The sequence below is a fragment of the Streptomyces olivaceoviridis genome, assembly GCF_014650115.1.
Classification (GTDB): Bacteria; Actinomycetota; Actinomycetes; order Streptomycetales; family Streptomycetaceae; genus Streptomyces; species Streptomyces olivaceoviridis.
On record NZ_BMUI01000001.1, the window covers coordinates 609,330 to 625,722 of the forward strand.

The window sequence follows — 16,393 nt, forward strand, 5'->3', positions numbered from 1 at the left end:
GCACTCTCCCCTGTGAGACAGATGTGCGCCGGAAGCTATCCCAGCACCTGCCGTCCCACCAGAGGGAATTGAGCGCTCCGGTTCACCGGCCGGGCGCGGGGGCCGCGGTCAGCACAGGATCCAGCCCGAGCTGACCGAGTACTTGCCCACCGAGCCCTTGATCCACACGCAGCGGTGGCCGGCGTGCACGGTCACCGGGCCGGCGTGGTGCTTGTAGCGGCCCTTGTCCACGACCGGCCGGTTGCCGCGGGCCTGCACGCTGACCGACATGGTCCGGGCGGGCCCGGGCTGTCTGGCGACGGTGACGGCGCAGACGTAGCCGTCGCGCTTGTAGACGTGGGTGACGCCGGACGCGAACGGGAGCGTGCGCACCTCGCGCCCGGCGCAGCCGCTCGCCGAATCGGCCTGCGCCGTCCCCGTCGCCGTCAGCCCGAGCACCCCGGCCGCGGCCAGCACGGCCGCGGCGAGCACCAGCCGCCTGCGCGGCCGGCGTATCGCACCACTGTCCACTGTCGTCCTCCCCGTCCCGGTCACACACCCCGTGTCCGTACTGATGTACGGACGCACAGGTGTGTCGGATGGTTGCACGACCGTCAGGGAGACGACCCGGCGGGAGGGCTCAGCGGGAGGCGCCGACCGGCTCCTCGGGCTCGGACTGGCCGACGAAGGTCCGCCACAGCTCGGCGTACCGGCCGTCGCGGGCCAGCAGCTCGTCGTGGGTGCCGTCCTCCGCGACCCGGCCGTGGTCCATCACCACCACCCGGTCCGCGCGGGCGGCGGTGGTCAGCCGGTGGGCGACCACCAGGGTCGTACGACGGCCCGCCAGGCGGTCGGTGGCCTGGTTGACCTGCGCCTCGGTGGCCAGGTCCAGGGCCGCCGTGGCCTCGTCCAGGAGCAGGATGTCCGGGTCGACCAGTTCCGCGCGGGCGAGGGCGATCAGCTGGCGCTGGCCCGCCGAGAGGTTGCGGCCACGCTCGGCGACCTCGTGCAGGTAGCCGCCCTCCAGCGTGGCGATCATCTCGTGCGCGCCGACCGCGCGGGCCGCCGCCTCCACCTCGGCGTCGGTGGCGTCGGGACGGCCGTAGGCGATGGCGTCGCGGACGGTGCCCGGGAAGAGGTAGGCCTCCTGCGGGACGACCCCGAGCCGGTGGCGGTACGACGTGAGGTCCAGGGCGCGCAGGTCCGTGCCGTCGACCGTGACCCGCCCGGCGGTCGGGTCGTAGAACCGGGCCACCAGCTTCACCAGCGTCGACTTGCCCGCGCCCGTCTCGCCGACGAACGCGACCGTCTGCCCGGCCGGGATCGTCAGGTCGATACCGGACAGCGCCTCCTCCTCGTCGCCGTACGCGAAGCGCACGTCCTCGAAGGCGATGTCACCGCGCAGGGACAGCACGTCGAGGGGTTCGTCGGCGGTCCGTGTGGACGTCGGCTCGCGTAGCAGCTCCTGGATGCGGCCCAGCGAGACCGTGGCCTGCTGGTAGCCGTCGAAGACCTGGGAGAGCTGCTGGACGGGCGCGAAGAACAGGTCGATGTAGAGCAGGTACGCCACCAGGGCGCCCGTGGTCAGCGTGGCCGCCTCCACCCGGCCCGCGCCCGCGACCAGCACGGCCGCCGCGGCCACCGAGGACAGCAACTGCACGAACGGGAAGTAGACGGATATCAGCCGCTGGCCGCGGATGCGGGCGCTGCGATAGGCGTCGCTGCGCTCGGCGAACCGCCGCCCGCCGTCCCGCTCCCGCCGGAAGGCCTGCACGATGCGCAGCCCGGCCATGGTCTCCTGGAGGTCGGCGTTCACCGTCGACACCCGCTCGCGGGCGAGTTCGTACGCCTTCACGCTCGCCCGGCGGAAGAAGAAGGTGGCCACGATCAGCGGGGGCAGGGTGGCGAAGACGACGAGCGCGAGCCGGAGGTCGAGCACCAGCAACACGACCATGATCCCGAAGAAGGTGACGACCGAGACGAACGCCGTGACCAGGCCGGTTTGCAGGAAGGTGGAGAGCGCGTCGACGTCCGTCGTCATCCGGGTCATGATCCGGCCGGTCAGCTCGCGCTCGTAGTAGTCCAGGCCGAGCCGCTGGAGCTGGGCGAAGATCTTCAGCCGCAGCGTGTACAGCACGCGTTCGCCGGTACGGCCGGTCATCCGGGTCTCGCCGATCTGCGCGGCCCACTGGACGAGCACGGTCAGCAGGCCGAGCAGCGCCGCCGACCAGACCGCGCCGATCGCCATCTTCGTGACGCCCGAGTCGATGCCGTGCCGGATCAGCACCGGCAGCAGCAGGCCGGCGCCCGCGTCGACGGCGACCAGCAGCAGGCTGACGAGGAGGGGCAGGCGGAAGCCGCGCAGGAGGCGGCGCAGGCCGTAGGAGCCCTCGGGCAGGACGGCGCGGGCCTCGTCGATGTCCGGGGTGTCGGTGGCCGGGGGCAGCGCCTCGACCTGGGTGAGCAGTTCCGGGGTGGCCGGGGTGCCGGTCAGGGCTGTGTCGTCGGCGTTCTTGGGCTCCCGGTCACCGGTCCACAGCCGGGGGGTGACGCCCCGCTCCGCGTCGAACTCGGCTTCCAGTTCGTCGCGGACGGAGGTGTCCTCCCGGGGCTCGGCCGGCAGGGCGCGGCCCGGGGACACCCCGCCCAGCTCGTCCGGGTCGGTGAGCAGGCGGCGGTAGAGGGCCGAGCGCTCCTGGAGCTCCTCGTGGGTGCCGACGTCGGCGAGCCGGCCGCCGTCGAGCACGGCGATTCGGTCGGCGAGGTTGAGGGTGGAGCGGCGGTGGGCGATGAGCAGGGTCGTGCGGCCCTCCATCACATGCTTCAGCGCCTCGTGGATCTCGTGCTCGACGCGGGCGTCCACGGCCGAGGTGGCGTCGTCCAGGACCAGCAGGCGCGGGTCGGTGAGCAGGGCGCGGGCGAGGGCGATGCGCTGGCGCTGGCCGCCGGAGAGGGTGAGGCCCTGCTCGCCGACCTTGGTGTCGTAGCCGTCGGGCAGCTCCCTGATGAAGCGGTCCGCCTGGGCGGCGCGGGCGGCGGCCTCGATCTCCTCCTGGCCGGCGTCCGGGCGGCCGTAGGCGATGTTGTCGCGGACGGTGTCGGAGAAGAGGAACGAATCTTCCGGGACCAGTCCGATGGCGGCCCGCAGCGAGTCCAGGGTCAGCTCGCGCACGTCGTGGCCGCCGATCAGGACGGCGCCGTGGGTGACGTCGTAGAAGCGCGGCAGGAGCAGGGAGACGGTGGACTTGCCGGAGCCGGAGGAACCGACGACGGCGAGGGTCTCGCCGGGCCGGATCTCGAAGCTCAGCCCCTCCAGCACGGGACGCTCGTGGTCGTAGCCGAAGGACACGTCGTCGAACTCGACGGTCGCGGGCGCGTCGGCGGGGAGGGTCTTGGTGCCGTCCTTGAGGGTCGGCTCGGTGTCGATGAGCTCCAAGACGCGCTCGGTGCCGGCGCGGGCCTGCTGGGCGACGGTGAGGAACATCGCGAGCATGCGGACCGGGCCGACCAGCTGGGCCAGGTAGGTGGAGAAGGCCACGAAGGTGCCGAGCGTGATGTGCCCGCGTACGGCGAGCCAGCCGCCGAGGGCCAGCATGGCGACCTGGCCGAGCGCGGGCACGGCCTGGAGGGCCGGGGTGTACCTGCTGTTCAGGCGGATCGTGCGCAGGCGCCCCGCGAACAGCCGGCGGCCGACCTCGCGCAGCTTGTTCGTCTCCTGGTCCTCCTGCCCGAAGCCCTTCACCACGCGGACGCCGCTCACCGCGCCGTCCACCACACCGGCCACGGCGGCGGCCTGGGCCTGCGCGTACCAGGTGGCCGGGTGCAGTCTGCTGCGGCTGCGCTTGGCGATCCAGCCGAGGGCGGGCGCGACGGCCAGGGCGACCAGGGTCAGCGGCAGCGACAGCCACGCCATGATCACCAGGGAGAGCAGGAAGAGCAGGAGGTTCCCGATGGTCATCGGGAGCATGAAGAGCAGGCCCTGGATCAGCTGGAGGTCGCTGGTGGCACGGCCGACGACCTGCCCGGTGGACAGCTCGTCCTGGCGGCGGCCGTCCAGCCGGGTGATCGTGCCGTACATCTCGGTCCGCAGGTCGTACTGGACGTCGAGGGCGAGCCGGCCGCCGTAGAAGCGGCGGATGTAGGTGAGGGCGTAGACCAGGGCGGCGGCGCCCACGAGGGCGCCGGCCCAGGGGGCCATGGCGCGGGTGTGGGCGTCGATCACGTCGTCGATGATCACCTTGGTGAGCAGCGGGACGACGGCCAGGACGGCCATGCCGGCGAGCGAGGCGCCGAGGGCGAGGACGACGTCCTTCGGATACCGCCAGGCGTACGCCGCCAGACGCCGTGCCCATCCCCGTTGCGCTGCCACGCCGGTGCCTCCTGTTTTGGCCGTGCTCTACCAGAAGGCGTCAACGCCGGCCGGTGCGGATTTCATCCCTCCGCAACAAACCGGGGCAGCGGTCAGACACGTACCCGGAGGTAGTAGAACCGGGTCGTCTGGGCCGCGTTCTGGTTGTCGTCGCTCACCAGGAGGACCTTCAGGCGGCCGGTGTGGTCGCGGCCCGTGATCGTCATGCCCTCGATGTTGTCCAGGAGGGGGTTGGGCTGGGGCTGTTTCGCCGTGGCGCCGAGGGAGGGGCAGCCGGCGATGTCGGCCAGGAGCGTCTTCTCGGCCAGGCGGACGCCCGGCTGGCCGGTGAGGTTCTCGGTGCCGCTCGTGTCCGTGGCGTGGCGGAGGTCGGCCAGGTAGAGGCGGACCGTGTTGCCCACACCGGCGGTGAAGCCGCGCTCCAGGACGAGGAGGCGGCCGTCGGGGGTCGCCTGGACCTCGGGGACGCCGAGGCCGGCGTCGGTGCGGTAGGCGTACTGGGCGCCGGGCGTGAAGCGGCCGTGGTGGCGGGTCCAGGTCTGGAAGCGGACGATGCCGGCGGAGTCGCCCGAGAGCGCGTACTCCATGGAGGCCAGCAGGGTGTGGCCGCCGGGCAGCAGGGTCAGCCCCTCGAAGGTCTGGTTGGCGGTGGCCCGGCCGGCCGGGGCGACCTGGAGGGCGGGCGGGACCGGGAGGCGGTCGAGGATCGCGCCGTCGCGGGAGTAGCGGCGGATGGACGGCTCGGTCTCGGAGGAGATCAGCCGGGTGCCGTCCCGGTCGATGACGAGGCCCTCGGAGTCCAGGTCGGCGCCCTTCTCGTCGGCGAGGTGCACGGCCGCCCGCGGCTGGAGCGTACGGGCGTCCAGACGGAACAGCGACGAGCGGTCGGCCAGGGCCGCCAGCGAGCCGTCCCGGTCGACCGCGAGGGCGGAGAAGTTGCCGACGAAGGTGCCGTCGTACGTCGTCTTGTCGAGCGCGTCGGAGAAGCGGTCGATCGACACGGCGGCCGAGCAGGCGTGGCGCGCGGTGGTACCGGCGGCGGCCGGCCCGGCGGCGGCCAGACAGGTGGCCGCCGCCAGGCCGGCGGTGAGGGTGGCGAGTACGGTTCTCAGGCGCATGACCCTCACCGTAGGACTCGTCGGTGACGTGCGCGAGACCGCCTCGTGAAGGGTCAGCTCCGCGGCGGTACGGCGACGAACGCCTCGCGCGGCCGGCTGGTCGGGGTGTAGCGGGTGACGCCGCTGGTGGTCGGCACCAGGTCCTTGTGGATCGCCTTGGCGACGTTCTGGATCGTGGTGACGCCGTAGTTCATGGTGCTGTTGTCCTGCGTCAGCACGGTGATCATGTAGTCGCGGCCGGCGCCGTTGAAGGTGCCCAGGCTGTGCACCCGCCAGCCGTGCGTGGACCGCTGCAACCAGCCGTTCTTCACGTGCACGGAGACGGAGGACGGCGCGCCGGCCGGGGTGCCCCAGCGCTGCGAGGAGACGACCTGGCCCATCAGCTTCAGGATGTAGGCGCGGGAGTTGTCGCTCAGCACGCTGTTCTTGGCGGTGACGAGCTTGAGGAGCTTCTGCTCGTCGTTGACGTTCTCCTGGGTCAGACCCCAGTAGCCGTTCGCGCCCGGCACGGTCTTGGTCATGCCGGCGGCGGCCAGGAAGCCCTTGATCTTCGTCATGCCGAGCTGCTTCCAGAGCTTGCTGGTCGCGTTGTTGTCGGACTGAGTGATCATGGCCTTGGCGAGCGACTGCTCGGTGCTCGTCAGGTACCGGTTGTGCTTCTTCGCGTCCCACAGCAGCGTGGCGAGCACGGTGACCTTGACCGTGCTGGCCGAGTCGTACGCGCTGGTGGCCCGCAGGGTGCAGGTGGTCTTGGTGCTGCGGTCGTACAGGCCGATGGCGACCGTGCCCCTGCGGTTGGCGAGGGCCGCCGTGATGTCCTTCTTCAGCTTGGCGGCCAGGCCCGCCTTGGCGGACGTACAGGTCACGGTGGGCGTGGCCGCGGCGGCCGGGGCGGCGGCGGTGACCGCCGGCACGAGCAGCGCGGCACTGACGGCAGCCGCGAGCACGCCGGCCCGGCCGGGTATCCGGTAAGTCATGGAAATTCCCCCTTGAACGTCGTACTGGCGTCCCCCTGAACGCCGTTGAGCGCACCCGTGCGCTGCCTGACTGGACTCGCCAGGGCGATCGACAGTTGTACGCGTGTTCGGAGAGGGGGAGTTGCTCACAATTTACAGGAGCATGCCAATGCGAGGATGAGGCCCCCCGCGGTCCTACTAGTCCCACTTCTTCCCTCACACCGGCGACGGCCGTCTCGCCGCCGGGCGTGTCCCGCCGGCCGCCCCCCACCATGGCGGTGCCCGGCGCGCTGCCGGGCGTCCCGACTCCCCTTCCTGGAGAGCCACATGTCGCAACAGCTCCGCGCCTGGACGCTGGCCGCCGCCCTCGCCCTGACCGCCTCGCTCGTGCCCGCCGGGACCGCGACGGCCCGCGCCGCCCAGCCCTCCTGCCCCGACGGCTCCGTCTGCCTCTGGAGCGGCGAGGGCTTCGGCGGCTCGTACTGGGAGTGGACGGCCCGCAGCGGCTACCGCGACCTGCCGCCGAGCCTCCACGACCACGTGGGCTCCTTCGTCGCCTCGACCCGCGCCTGCTTCGTCAACTGGGGCCCGGTGGAGAAGCGGGACGTCTTCAACGGCGACTGGCGCTCCCGCTACCTCGGCGACTTCGGCGGCCGGATGGACGGGGTGGGGCCGGGCGGCTGCTGACGGGAGGCGGTGCCACCCGGACGTTCGCCTGATCCCGGGAACCGTACAGCACGGTTGGCCTACAGTGGCTGGTGACGTGCACCGTACTGATGCGTGCCGCTGGGATACCGGTACGGATCGTCGGCGCACGTCGCGCGGCGAGGTCTGGCCCCGGCGGCAACCGGAGCCAGACCGCAGCGCGTGCGCCGGGTGGGTCCGGCCGATCTGGGGCCGGTCGGACTCGCCTCGCCATCGGCGAAGTCGTCCCGTTCGGCCCGAACCCCTCCACGTCGTCGCCCTACTTGGCGAACGCCTGCACACACACCGCGACAAGGGGAGCCAGTGGCGTCAGGATCGCGACCGCGCCCCGCACCCACCGGGGAAGCGGTTCCGGCTCGCGTTCTTCGGTGCCACGCCTTCTCCTTGCCATGCCAGCGCTCCTCTCGCCGTAGCGTCCCGCGCTGCGGGATCCGGCCCTGGCGGACCGGAGCACTGGACGGCGATCGAAGCACCAGCGGCACAGAGCATACTGGCTACCCCTGGCCGAGTCGGCACCTTCCGACCATCAAGTCGCTTGAGAGACAGCCGACTTGTCCCTGCACACGGCAGTTCAGACCTCGAAGTCGTACTCCAGGACGTAGACCGACGAGTCCAGCACCATCTCGTTGACCTCCACCACGACCCCTTCGGCGTCGTAGGCGGTACGCGCGATCAGTACAACCGGCACACCGGCGGGTAGCGCCAGCCGCTCGGCTTCCTCCCTGCTGGGCATCCGGGACCGGACCTCCTCCCGGAACCGTGCGGGCCCGTGCCCCAGTTCCGCCAGCCTCGCGTACGTACCACCGGGCCCGGTCTCCGGCTGGGTGATCCGTGTGCCCGCGACGATGCCGGCCGGCAGGCGGGATGTGGACAGCAGAACCGGCTTGCCGTCGAGCACGAAGCGGCGCCGCCGGACACACACGGACGCGTCCTCGCCGAGCCCCATGACCGCCGCCACGGCAGCGGGCGCCGGCTCTTCCGTCACCTCGACCGAGTCGACCACCAGTTCCCGGTCTCCGATGTCGGCCGACCAGATCGAGCGCCCCTCGGACCATTGGGTGCGCGCGAGCCCCTCGATGCCCCGGCGCCGGATGGGCCTGAAATCCCGGACGAACACCCCGGCACCTTTGCGGGCCTCCGCGACCCCCTCCGCCTGGAGCACGCCCAGCGCCTGCCGCGCCGTCATCCGGGCGACACCGTGTTCGGCCATCAGGTCGTTCTCGCCGGGCAGCCGGTCCCCCGGACCATACCGACCGGCCTCGACCGCCGCACGTAGTTCCGCGGCGATCCGCTGGTACTTGGGCTGCCGCCCCGTCTCCCGGCTGCTCATCCAGACCTCTCCTCCGATCATCTCTAGACATCCTAGGCGTCAGGGGCCTCGCAGCCGCGGTCAGACGGTGACTGAATTCGACCACCGAGTGCCACCTCTCTAGAGATGCATTGCGCAGAGTGGCAGCCGAGCGCTTTACCGTCCACATCTCTAGAGATGCAGCAGCCCAGCGTGAACCACCTGATCGCCTCGGAGGCACCTGCATGACCGAAGTCCAGTGGCACTTACCCCACGGCCCCCGCAGCGCCGGGCGCGCCCGCGCCCTTCTGCGGACGCAACTCGCCGAATGGAAAGTCGACGACGAAGTCGCCGACACCGCCCAGTTGTTGCTCTCGGAGCTGATGAGCAATGCCATCCGGCACGCCCGGAGACCGCCCGGCCGGGATATCGGCGTGCGTCTCGCGCAGTACGACGGCCGGCTGCGCGTGGAGGTCGCCGACGCCAACTCCGGCAGACCTGTGCCGAGAACGGCGGAGGCCGACGACGAACAGGGCCGCGGGCTCGCCATCGTGAATGCCCTCGCGGTGCGTTGGGGCTGCTGCCTCCGTCGACACGGGATCGGCAAGTCGACCTGGGCCGAGCTGCTGCTGCCGCCCTCCTGATCAGTCCAGGTGCGTCGGCGCGAACATCCGGAGCAGGGCCGGCAGTACGACCACCGACGGGCCCGGGGTCGCCAGGGCTTTCGCCAGGTCGGCCTCCAGGGTCTCCGGCGTCGTGCGGACGCCCGGTACGCCGAAGGACTCGGCGAGGGCGACGTAGTCGGGGCGGGTGAGTTCCGTCGCCGTCGCCTGGCCGAAGGCGTCCGTCATGTACTCGCGGAGGATGCCGTAGCCGCCGTCGTCGACGATCAGCCAGGTGACGTTCAGGCCGTACTGCTTCGCCGTCGCCAGTTCGGCGATGGAGTAGAGCGCTCCGCCGTCGCCGGACACCGCCAGGACCGGGCGGGTCGGGTCCGCCGCCGCCGCGCCCAGGGCCGCCGGGAAGCCGTAGCCGAGGCCGCCCGCGCCCTGGGCCGAGTGCATGGTGTTCGCACCCTGCGGGTCGAACGCGGACCAGGCCCAGTAGGCCAGGATCGTCATGTCCCAGAAGGACGGGGAGCCGGCGGGCAGGGCGCGGCGGACCGAGGCCAGCACGTCCTGTTCCAGGGTGAGGTCCTGGGCGGCTATGCGTCCGGACACCCGGGCCAGCAGGTCCCGCACCCGCTCGGGCGCGGACTCGTCCGTGCGCTCCTCCACCGTCTCCAGTAGCGCCTGGAGAGCGAGGCGGGCGTCCGCGTGGATGCCGAGGGCCGGGTGGTTGGACTCCAGCTTGCCGAGGTCCGCCTCGATCTGGATCACCCGGCCCCGGGGCGCGAACGTGTGGTAGTTGGAGGACAGTTCGCCGAGGCCCGAGCCGACCACCAGCAGGACGTCGGCGTCCTCCAGGAAGTCCGTCGTGTGCCGGTCCTCCAGCCAGGACTGCAACGACAGGGGGTGGTGCCACGGGAAGGCGCCCTTGCCGCCGAAGGTCGTCACGACCGGCGCCCGGAGCTTCTCGGCCAGCCGGAGCAGCTTGCCCGACGCGTCCGCGCGGACGACCCCGCCGCCCGCGATGATCGCCGGACGGGCGGCGCGGGAGAGCAGGTCGGCCGCCACCGCCGTCAGTTCCGGGCGCGGGACCAGGCCGTCCGGGGTGGCGTCCATCGCCGTCACCACGGGCAGCGAGGTCTCGGCCAGCAGGACGTCCTGCGGGATCTCCACCCACACCGGGCCGTGCGGGGCCGTCAGGGCCGACTTCCAGGCCGCGGCGAGGGCGGAGGGGATCTGTGAGGGGGTGCGGACCGTGTGGACCGACTTCACCACGCCCCGGAACGAGGCCGCCTGGTCCGGGAGTTCGTGGAGGTAGCCGTGCCGGCCGCCGCCCAGGCCCGCCGTCGGGATCTGGCTGCTGATCGCCAGCACCGGCGCGCTGGCCGCCGCCGCCTCCTGGAGCGCGGCCAGCGACGTCAGCGCGCCCGGACCCGTCGAGAGCAGCAGCGGCGCCGCCTCGCCCGTGATCCTGCCGTACGCGTCCGCCGCGAAGCCCGCGTTGTTCTCCACCCGCAGGCCCACGTAGCGCAGGGAGGAGCGGCGGAGCGCGTCGAACATGCCGAGGGCGTGCTGGCCGGGGAGGCCGAAGACGGTCGTCGCGCCCAGCCCGGCCAGCGTCTCCACGACCAGGTCTCCGCCGTTGCGCCCCGGGGGAGGGTTCAGGGCCGCGGTGATCTGCGCCGGCGTCGGGCGGAGTACCAGGTCGTGGTCGTGGGTCACTTCGCTTCCGCGTCCTTCCGGGCCGCCGCGATCTGGCGGCTCATGATGGTGGTCAGTTCGTACGCCGTGTGGGAGGCGGCGACCGAGGTGATCTCGGCGTTGTCGTACGCCGGGGCCACCTCGACGACGTCCGCCGACACCAGGTTGCAGCCGGCCAGCCCGCGCAGGATCTCCAGCAGCTCGCGGGAGGTCATGCCGCCCGCCTCCGGCGTGCCGGTGCCGGGCGCGTGGGCCGGGTCGAGGCAGTCGATGTCGATGGAGATGTACAGCGGGCGGTCGCCGATGCGCTGGCGCAGCTGGTCGGCCACCTCGTCGGCGCCCCGGCGGTAGACGTCGGCGGAGGTGACGATGCCGAAGCCCATCTTCTCGTCGTCCGTCAGGTCCTGCTTGCCGTACAGCGGGCCGCGGGTGCCGACGTGGGACAGGGCGGAGGTGTCGAGGATGCCCTCCTCGACCGCGCGGCGGAACGGGGTGCCGTGCGTGTACTCGGCGCCGAAGTAGGTGTCCCAGGTGTCCAGGTGGGCGTCGAAGTGCAGCAGGGCGACCGGGCCGTGCTTCTTCGCCACCGAGCGCAGCAGCGGCAGCGCGATGGTGTGGTCGCCGCCGAGGGTCATCAGCCGGGCGCCGGTGCCGAGCAGGTCGTCGGCGGCGGCCTCGATGGTCTCGACGGCCTCGTTGATGTTGAACGGGTTCACGGCGATGTCGCCGCCGTCCGCGACCTGGGCGAGGGCGAACGGGGAGGCGTCCTGCGCCGGGTTGTAGGGGCGCAGCAGCCGGGACGCCTCACGGATGGCGTTGCCGCCGAAGCGGGCGCCCGGCCGGTACGAGACGCCGGAGTCGAACGGCACGCCCACGACGGCGACGTCGGCGGTCCCGACCTCGTCCAGGCGGGGCAGCCGGGCGAAGGTCGCGGGTCCGGCGTACCGCGGGACGCGGGAGGAGTCGACGGGGCCGCGGGGCGTCTCGTTGCTGCTCATGGTGAAATGCCTTCTTTCCAGCGCTTCATCGCGCTTGTACTGCTTTCCCTGTGACTCTACTGGTGAGCCGGGACCGGTTCGGACGGAAGTTCGGGGGAGCGTCCGGCGAGGCGCTCGCGCCAGGTGGCGAGGACCGTCTCGTCGGTGGGCCGCGTGGCCAGGGAGACGGCGACGTAGGCCGCGAGGGAGGCCAGCAGGCCGTAGTAGACGGGCTCGTTGGCGAGGATGCCGTAGCCGGCCATCAGGCCGACGACGGCGAGGCCGCCGACGATCACGGAGGCCAGCGCGCCCTGGACCGTGCCGCGCTTCCACAGCAGACCGCCCAGGATGGGCACCAGCAGGCCGCCGACGAGGAGGTTGTACGCAACGGTGAGCGCCTCGACCACGTTGTTCAGGGCGATCGCCGTGCCGATCACGACGAGGCCCATGACCAGGATGAACACGCGGTTGCCCGTGACCTCGTCGTGGTCGTCGCCGTCCCGTCGCACGACCCCGCGCAGACGGGACCAGATGTCGTTGTTGGCGACCGTGGCGCAGGCGATCAGGGCGCCGGAGGACGTCGACATCACGGCGGCGAGGGCGGCGGCCAGGACCAGTCCGCGCACGCCGACGGGGAGTTCGTCCTTGACGATGGTGGCGAAGGCGTCGTCGGGGCTGCCCAGCTTGGGGTAGAGCACCTTGGCGGCCGTGCCGATCACCGCGCCGGCCAGGGCGTAGGCCAGGCAGTAGGTCCCGGCCACCGTGCCGCCCCACTTGGCGGTCCTGTCGCTGCGGGCGGTGAACACCCGCTGCCAGATGTCCTGGCCGATCAGCATGCCGAACGTGTAGATCAGGACGTAGGTGAAGATCGTCTCGCCGCCGATGCCCAGCGGGTCGAAGTACCCGGTCGGCAGCTTGGCCTTCATCTCGGAGAAGCCGCCCGCCTTGACGACCGCGATCGGCAGGAGCAGGAGCAGCACACCGATGGTCTTGACGACGAACTGGACCATGTCGGTCAGGGTGATGGACCACATGCCGCCGAGGGTCGAGTACGCGACGACGATCGAGCCGCCGAGGATGATCGCGACCGTGCGGTTCATGTCGAAGAGCACGTCGAAGATCGTGGCGTAGGCGATGGTGGAGGTCACCGCGAGCATGAGGGTGTACGCCCACATGACGACGCCGGAGATCACGCCGGCCCGGCCGCCGTAGCGCAGGTCGAGCATCTCGGAGACCGTGTACACCTTCAGGCGGGCGATCCGGGCCGAGAAGAAGACGGAGAGGGCGAGCAGGCCGAGGCCGATGGTGAAGACCATCCAGGCGCCGGAGAGGCCGTACTGGTAGCCGAGGCCCACACCGCCGATGGTGGAGGCGCCGCCGAGGACGATCGCCGCCATGGTGCCGGAGTACATGGCGGGCCCGAGGCGGCGGCCGGCCACCAGGAACTCGCTCTTGGACTTGGCGCGGCGCATGCCCCACCAGCCCATGGCGAGCATGCCGGCGAGATAGACGACGATCACTGTGTAGTCGACGGCCATGTGGGGCCCTCCTTCGCGCACTGTCCGGTGGCGTGTCGTGCGGGTGCTTCGGGGATGTGTCGGCAGCGGCTCGCGGGGACATCCGCCCGTACCCGCGGCTGCCGTGCCCCTTGAGGCTAGGTGGCCGGAAAGCGACTGCGAAGTGTACGTTTCATCCATATGAACGGGGCGGGATGGAGGGAACGCACACCATGCCCGAGACGATCGCCCCGGCGGTCCCGCCGACCCCACCGGTCACGCTCCAGGCACTGCTGGCCCGGGACGACCTCGCCCTGCGGCAGATCGCCGGGCCGGCGGACCCGGGGATCGTGATCCACTGGGCGCACACCTCGGAGATGGCCGACCCCTACCCCTATCTGCTGGGCGGCGAGCTGCTGCTCACGGCCGGGGTGCACATCCCCGAGGCGGCCGGCTCGGGCACCTACTTCGACGACTACGTCGCGCGGATCGTGGCGGCGGGCGGCGCGGCCCTCGGCTTCGGGGTGGCCCCCGTGCACGACACGGTCCCGCGCGCCCTGGTCGCCGCCTGCGACCGGTACGGCCTGCCGCTGCTGGAGGTCCCGCCGCACACCACGTTCTCCGCGGTGGCCCGCGCGGTCTGGCAGCTGATGGCACAGGCCCGGCTGGCCGAGCTGCGCCGGGTCACCGAGGCCCAGCAGAGTCTGGCGGCTGCCGCCTCCCGGCCGGATCCGGTCCCCTCGGTGCTGCGCCAGCTGGCCCAGCGCCTGGGCGGCCGGGCGGTGCTCTACGGGCCCGACGGCACGGAGATCGCGGGGGCGGGCCGGGAGACACCGCAGGGCGCGCGGAGGGCGTTGGCGGAGCTGGCGGGGGTGGTCAGACACCCGACCGCTCCCCCACCGACCGCTCCCCGCGGCCGACCGCACCCGACCCCTTCCGCATCGAAGGCACCGAACGCACCGAAGACACCGAGCGCACCGAGCGCACCGGCCCCCCGCCCGCACCCCACCTCCGCCACCGACACCCACGGCGCCACCCACCTCGCCGTCTACGCCCTCGGGGCCGGGGAAGGGTTCGTGCTCGGGGTGGCCGCCCCCCGCCGCGACCCGGGTGATCACACCATCGCCTCCGTCGCCGCCGTCCTGCTGGCCCTGCTGACCGGTGAGCACCAGAGCGGGGCCGGGGCGGCCCGGTCCTCCGCGCTCGTCCGGCTGCTGCTGGGCGCCCCGCCCGAGGAGGTGGCGCCGCTGCTCGGCACCGGGCAGTGGCTCGTGGTGCACGCGCGGCCGGAGGCCCAGGCCCCGGACGCGGTCGCCGCCTCCGCGCTGGGCGCCGCCCTGGGCTCACCCCTGGTCGACCTCGCCCGCGACGTCGTACGGGTGCTGGTGCCGGCGGACCGCGAACCGGGGCCGCAGCCCGGCTGGACGCTCGGGGTGAGTGCCGCGGCCGGGCCCCGTGAGTGGCCGGCCGCCGACACCCAGGCCGCCCGCGCCCTCGCCCGGGCCCGTGCCACCCGCACCCCGCTGGTCCGGCACGCGGCCCGGCCGGCGCTGGCGGACCTGGTGCCGCGGGCGGACGCCGAGACCCACGCCCGTACGCTGCTCGCCCCCCTCGCGGGGCAGGCCGCGCTCGCCGACACCCTGCGCACCTGGCTGTCCCTGCACGGCAGTTGGGACCGTACGGCGGTGGCGCTGGACGTGCACCGCAACACCGTGCGGCAGCGGATCGCCCGCTGCGCCGCCCTGTTGGCCGCCGACCTGGACGATCCGGACGTGCGCATGGAGCTGTGGTTCGCGCTGCGCCGTGACTGACGGCGACCGTGCGTGACCCCCGTCCCAGCGGGCGGCATGCCGAGGACGCGCGCCGGGCACTGCCCCACAATGGGAGGCATGCCGATACCCGGGACACCCAGCCGCGCCCAGCTCGTCGACCACCTGGTGCGCACGCGTATCGCGGGGGACGTCGCCACGCCCCGCGAGAACAACCTCTCCCACTACCGCCAGCTCGCCAACGGTGTCCGCAACTACTGGCTCGGCCTGGAACTGGGCGACCGCTGGACGGACGAGCAGGACGTGCTCGCGGTCATGGCCGAGCGGGTGGGCGTCAACGACGACCCGGAGTACCGGTACGGGCAGGACACCATCGACCCCGAGTTGACGGTGGACGCCCTCGACCGCATGGCGGCGCGGCTGCGCAAGGCGGCCGAGGACCGGCAGCGGGTGCTGTTCGCGACCGGGCACCCGGGCGGTCTGCTGGACGTCCACCGGGCCACGGCCGCCGCGCTGCGCGCCGCCGGCTGCGAGATCGTCGTCATCCCGGACGGGCTCCAGACGGACGAGGGGTACGTGATGCAGTTCGCGGACGTGGCCGTGCTGGAACACGGGGCGACGCTGTGGCACACCCACTCCGGTGAGCCGATGCGGGCCATTCTGACGGGACTTGAGCGGGAAGGGCGCCCGCTGCCGGACCTGGTGGTCGCCGACCACGGCTGGGCCGGGTACGCGGGACAGCACGGGGTCGACTCCGTGGGGTACGCCGACTGCAACGACCCGGCGCTGTTCCTCGCCGAGTCCGAGGGCACCGTGCAGGTCGTCGTCCCGCTGGACGACCATGTGGTGAGCCCGCGCCACTACGACCCGATGACGGCCTACCTGCTCGCCGCGGCGGGCCTCGTCTGACAGGGCGCCACGCGGGACGTCTGATGTCCCGTCAACACCGAGGTGCGGCCCCGCAGGACGGGGCCGCACGTCGTCAGTTCCCGGTCGGCTCAGTGACCGCCGCCACCGCCGCCGTGGTCACCGCCACCACCGTGGTCGCCGCCACCACCATGGTCGCCACCGCCACCGTGGTCACCGCCACCACCGTGGTCGCCACCGCCACCGTGGTCGCCACCGCCACCGTGGTCACCGCCACCACCGTGGTCGCCACCGCCACCATGGTCGCCACCGCCACCATGGTCGCCGCCATAGTCCCTGCTGTAGGAACTCTGGTCGGTGTGGTCCGCGGCTGAGGCGGTTGCGGCCGTGCCGATCGCGGCTCCTCCGGCCAGCAGCACACCGCTGGCGGAGATCGCGACGAGACGCCTCGCTCGCTGTGATCGCATGGGAATACCTTCCATTTCCATCGTCTCTCCCGGCTCCCTGGGGGAGGCGCGAGGTGGATGGCCGTCGCCGCTGCGAAAGGGGAAGAACGCGGC

At 72.4% G+C, this 16,393-nt stretch carries 13 protein-coding genes; 5 read left to right on the forward strand and 8 right to left on the reverse strand.

The features are described 5' to 3' along the window. Positions 1-108 precede the first annotated feature (108 nt). From IE273_RS02750 to IE273_RS02765, 4 genes are all read right to left on the reverse strand, one after another. On the reverse strand, positions 109-510 hold the full coding sequence (locus tag IE273_RS02750) for a hypothetical protein (RefSeq protein WP_189813488.1): 402 nt from the start codon (positions 508-510) through the stop codon (positions 109-111). 109 nt (positions 511-619) lie between these two features. Continuing rightward, positions 620-4,348, reverse strand: a complete 3,729-nt coding sequence (locus IE273_RS02755; RefSeq protein WP_189813489.1) for an ABC transporter ATP-binding protein — start codon at positions 4,346-4,348, stop codon at positions 620-622. A 92-nt stretch (positions 4,349-4,440) separates the two neighbouring features. Continuing rightward, positions 4,441-5,466, reverse strand: a complete 1,026-nt coding sequence (locus IE273_RS02760; RefSeq protein ID WP_189813490.1) for an esterase-like activity of phytase family protein — start codon at positions 5,464-5,466, stop codon at positions 4,441-4,443. A gap of 53 nt (positions 5,467-5,519) precedes the next feature. Continuing rightward, positions 5,520-6,443: a serine hydrolase gene (locus tag IE273_RS02765; RefSeq protein ID WP_189813491.1), complete on the reverse strand. Its 924-nt coding sequence runs from the start codon at positions 6,441-6,443 to the stop codon at positions 5,520-5,522. 306 nt (positions 6,444-6,749) lie between these two features. On the opposite strand from IE273_RS02765, the gene IE273_RS02770 reads away from it, so the two are divergent. Beyond that, positions 6,750-7,109 carry a peptidase inhibitor family I36 protein gene (locus IE273_RS02770; RefSeq protein ID WP_189813492.1) on the forward strand — a complete coding sequence of 120 codons (360 nt, stop codon included), beginning with the start codon at positions 6,750-6,752 and terminating at the stop codon, positions 7,107-7,109. 589 nt (positions 7,110-7,698) lie between these two features. Here the strand turns inward: IE273_RS02770 and IE273_RS02775 are convergent. Continuing rightward, positions 7,699-8,457 (reverse strand): GntR family transcriptional regulator, encoded by a 759-nt coding sequence (locus tag IE273_RS02775; RefSeq protein WP_189813493.1) that lies wholly within the window; start codon positions 8,455-8,457, stop codon positions 7,699-7,701. Between the two features lie 203 nt (positions 8,458-8,660). On the opposite strand from IE273_RS02775, the gene IE273_RS02780 reads away from it, so the two are divergent. Next, positions 8,661-9,059, forward strand: coding sequence for an ATP-binding protein (locus IE273_RS02780; RefSeq protein WP_189813494.1), 399 nt, complete (start codon positions 8,661-8,663; stop codon positions 9,057-9,059). Here the strand turns inward: IE273_RS02780 and IE273_RS02785 are convergent, their stop codons facing one another. Genes IE273_RS02785 through IE273_RS02795 form a run of 3 tightly spaced genes read right to left on the reverse strand, consistent with a single transcriptional unit; the run spans position 9,060 to position 13,239 of the window. Beyond that, positions 9,060-10,745: a thiamine pyrophosphate-binding protein gene (locus tag IE273_RS02785; protein ID WP_189813495.1), complete on the reverse strand. Its 1,686-nt coding sequence runs from the start codon at positions 10,743-10,745 to the stop codon at positions 9,060-9,062. Further along, positions 10,742-11,722, reverse strand: coding sequence for an agmatinase (speB, locus tag IE273_RS02790; RefSeq protein ID WP_189813496.1), 981 nt, complete (start codon positions 11,720-11,722; stop codon positions 10,742-10,744). Before speB ends, IE273_RS02785 begins: the two co-directional genes overlap by 4 nt. A 56-nt stretch (positions 11,723-11,778) precedes the next feature. Beyond that, positions 11,779-13,239, reverse strand: a complete 1,461-nt coding sequence (locus IE273_RS02795; RefSeq protein WP_189813497.1) for a sodium:solute symporter family protein — start codon at positions 13,237-13,239, stop codon at positions 11,779-11,781. A gap of 191 nt (positions 13,240-13,430) precedes the next feature. Here IE273_RS02795 and IE273_RS02800 point away from each other — a divergent pair, with 191 nt between their 5' ends. The 3 genes from IE273_RS02800 (at position 13,431) to IE273_RS02810 (ending at position 16,207) form a co-directional block, all read left to right on the forward strand. Further along, positions 13,431-15,008 carry a PucR family transcriptional regulator gene (locus IE273_RS02800; protein ID WP_189813498.1) on the forward strand — a complete coding sequence of 526 codons (1,578 nt, stop codon included), beginning with the start codon at positions 13,431-13,433 and terminating at the stop codon, positions 15,006-15,008. A gap of 78 nt (positions 15,009-15,086) precedes the next feature. Continuing rightward, a complete protein-coding gene (locus tag IE273_RS02805) occupies positions 15,087-15,875 on the forward strand; it encodes a phosphatase (RefSeq protein WP_189813499.1) in 789 nt (262 codons plus the stop codon). Between the two features lie 92 nt (positions 15,876-15,967). After that, positions 15,968-16,207 (forward strand): hypothetical protein, encoded by a 240-nt coding sequence (locus tag IE273_RS02810; RefSeq protein WP_189813500.1) that lies wholly within the window; start codon positions 15,968-15,970, stop codon positions 16,205-16,207. Positions 16,208-16,393 lie beyond the last annotated feature (186 nt).

What these genes read in the sequence shown, in the direction of transcription:
- IE273_RS02760 (WP_189813490.1), bottom strand. Translation starts at nt 5,466, where the DNA reads ATGCGCCTGAGAACCGTACTCGCCACCCTCACCGCCGGCCTGGCGGCG.
- IE273_RS02765 (WP_189813491.1), bottom strand. Translation starts at nt 6,443, where the DNA reads ATGACTTACCGGATACCCGGCCGGGCCGGCGTGCTCGCGGCTGCCGTC.
- IE273_RS02770 (WP_189813492.1), top strand. Translation starts at nt 6,750, where the DNA reads ATGTCGCAACAGCTCCGCGCCTGGACGCTGGCCGCCGCCCTCGCCCTG.
- IE273_RS02775 (WP_189813493.1), bottom strand. Translation starts at nt 8,457, where the DNA reads ATGAGCAGCCGGGAGACGGGGCGGCAGCCCAAGTACCAGCGGATCGCC.
- IE273_RS02780 (WP_189813494.1), top strand. Translation starts at nt 8,661, where the DNA reads ATGACCGAAGTCCAGTGGCACTTACCCCACGGCCCCCGCAGCGCCGGG.
- speB (WP_189813496.1), bottom strand. Translation starts at nt 11,722, where the DNA reads ATGAGCAGCAACGAGACGCCCCGCGGCCCCGTCGACTCCTCCCGCGTC.
- IE273_RS02795 (WP_189813497.1), bottom strand. Translation starts at nt 13,239, where the DNA reads ATGGCCGTCGACTACACAGTGATCGTCGTCTATCTCGCCGGCATGCTC.
- IE273_RS02800 (WP_189813498.1), top strand. Translation starts at nt 13,431, where the DNA reads ATGCCCGAGACGATCGCCCCGGCGGTCCCGCCGACCCCACCGGTCACG.
- IE273_RS02805 (WP_189813499.1), top strand. Translation starts at nt 15,087, where the DNA reads ATGCCGATACCCGGGACACCCAGCCGCGCCCAGCTCGTCGACCACCTG.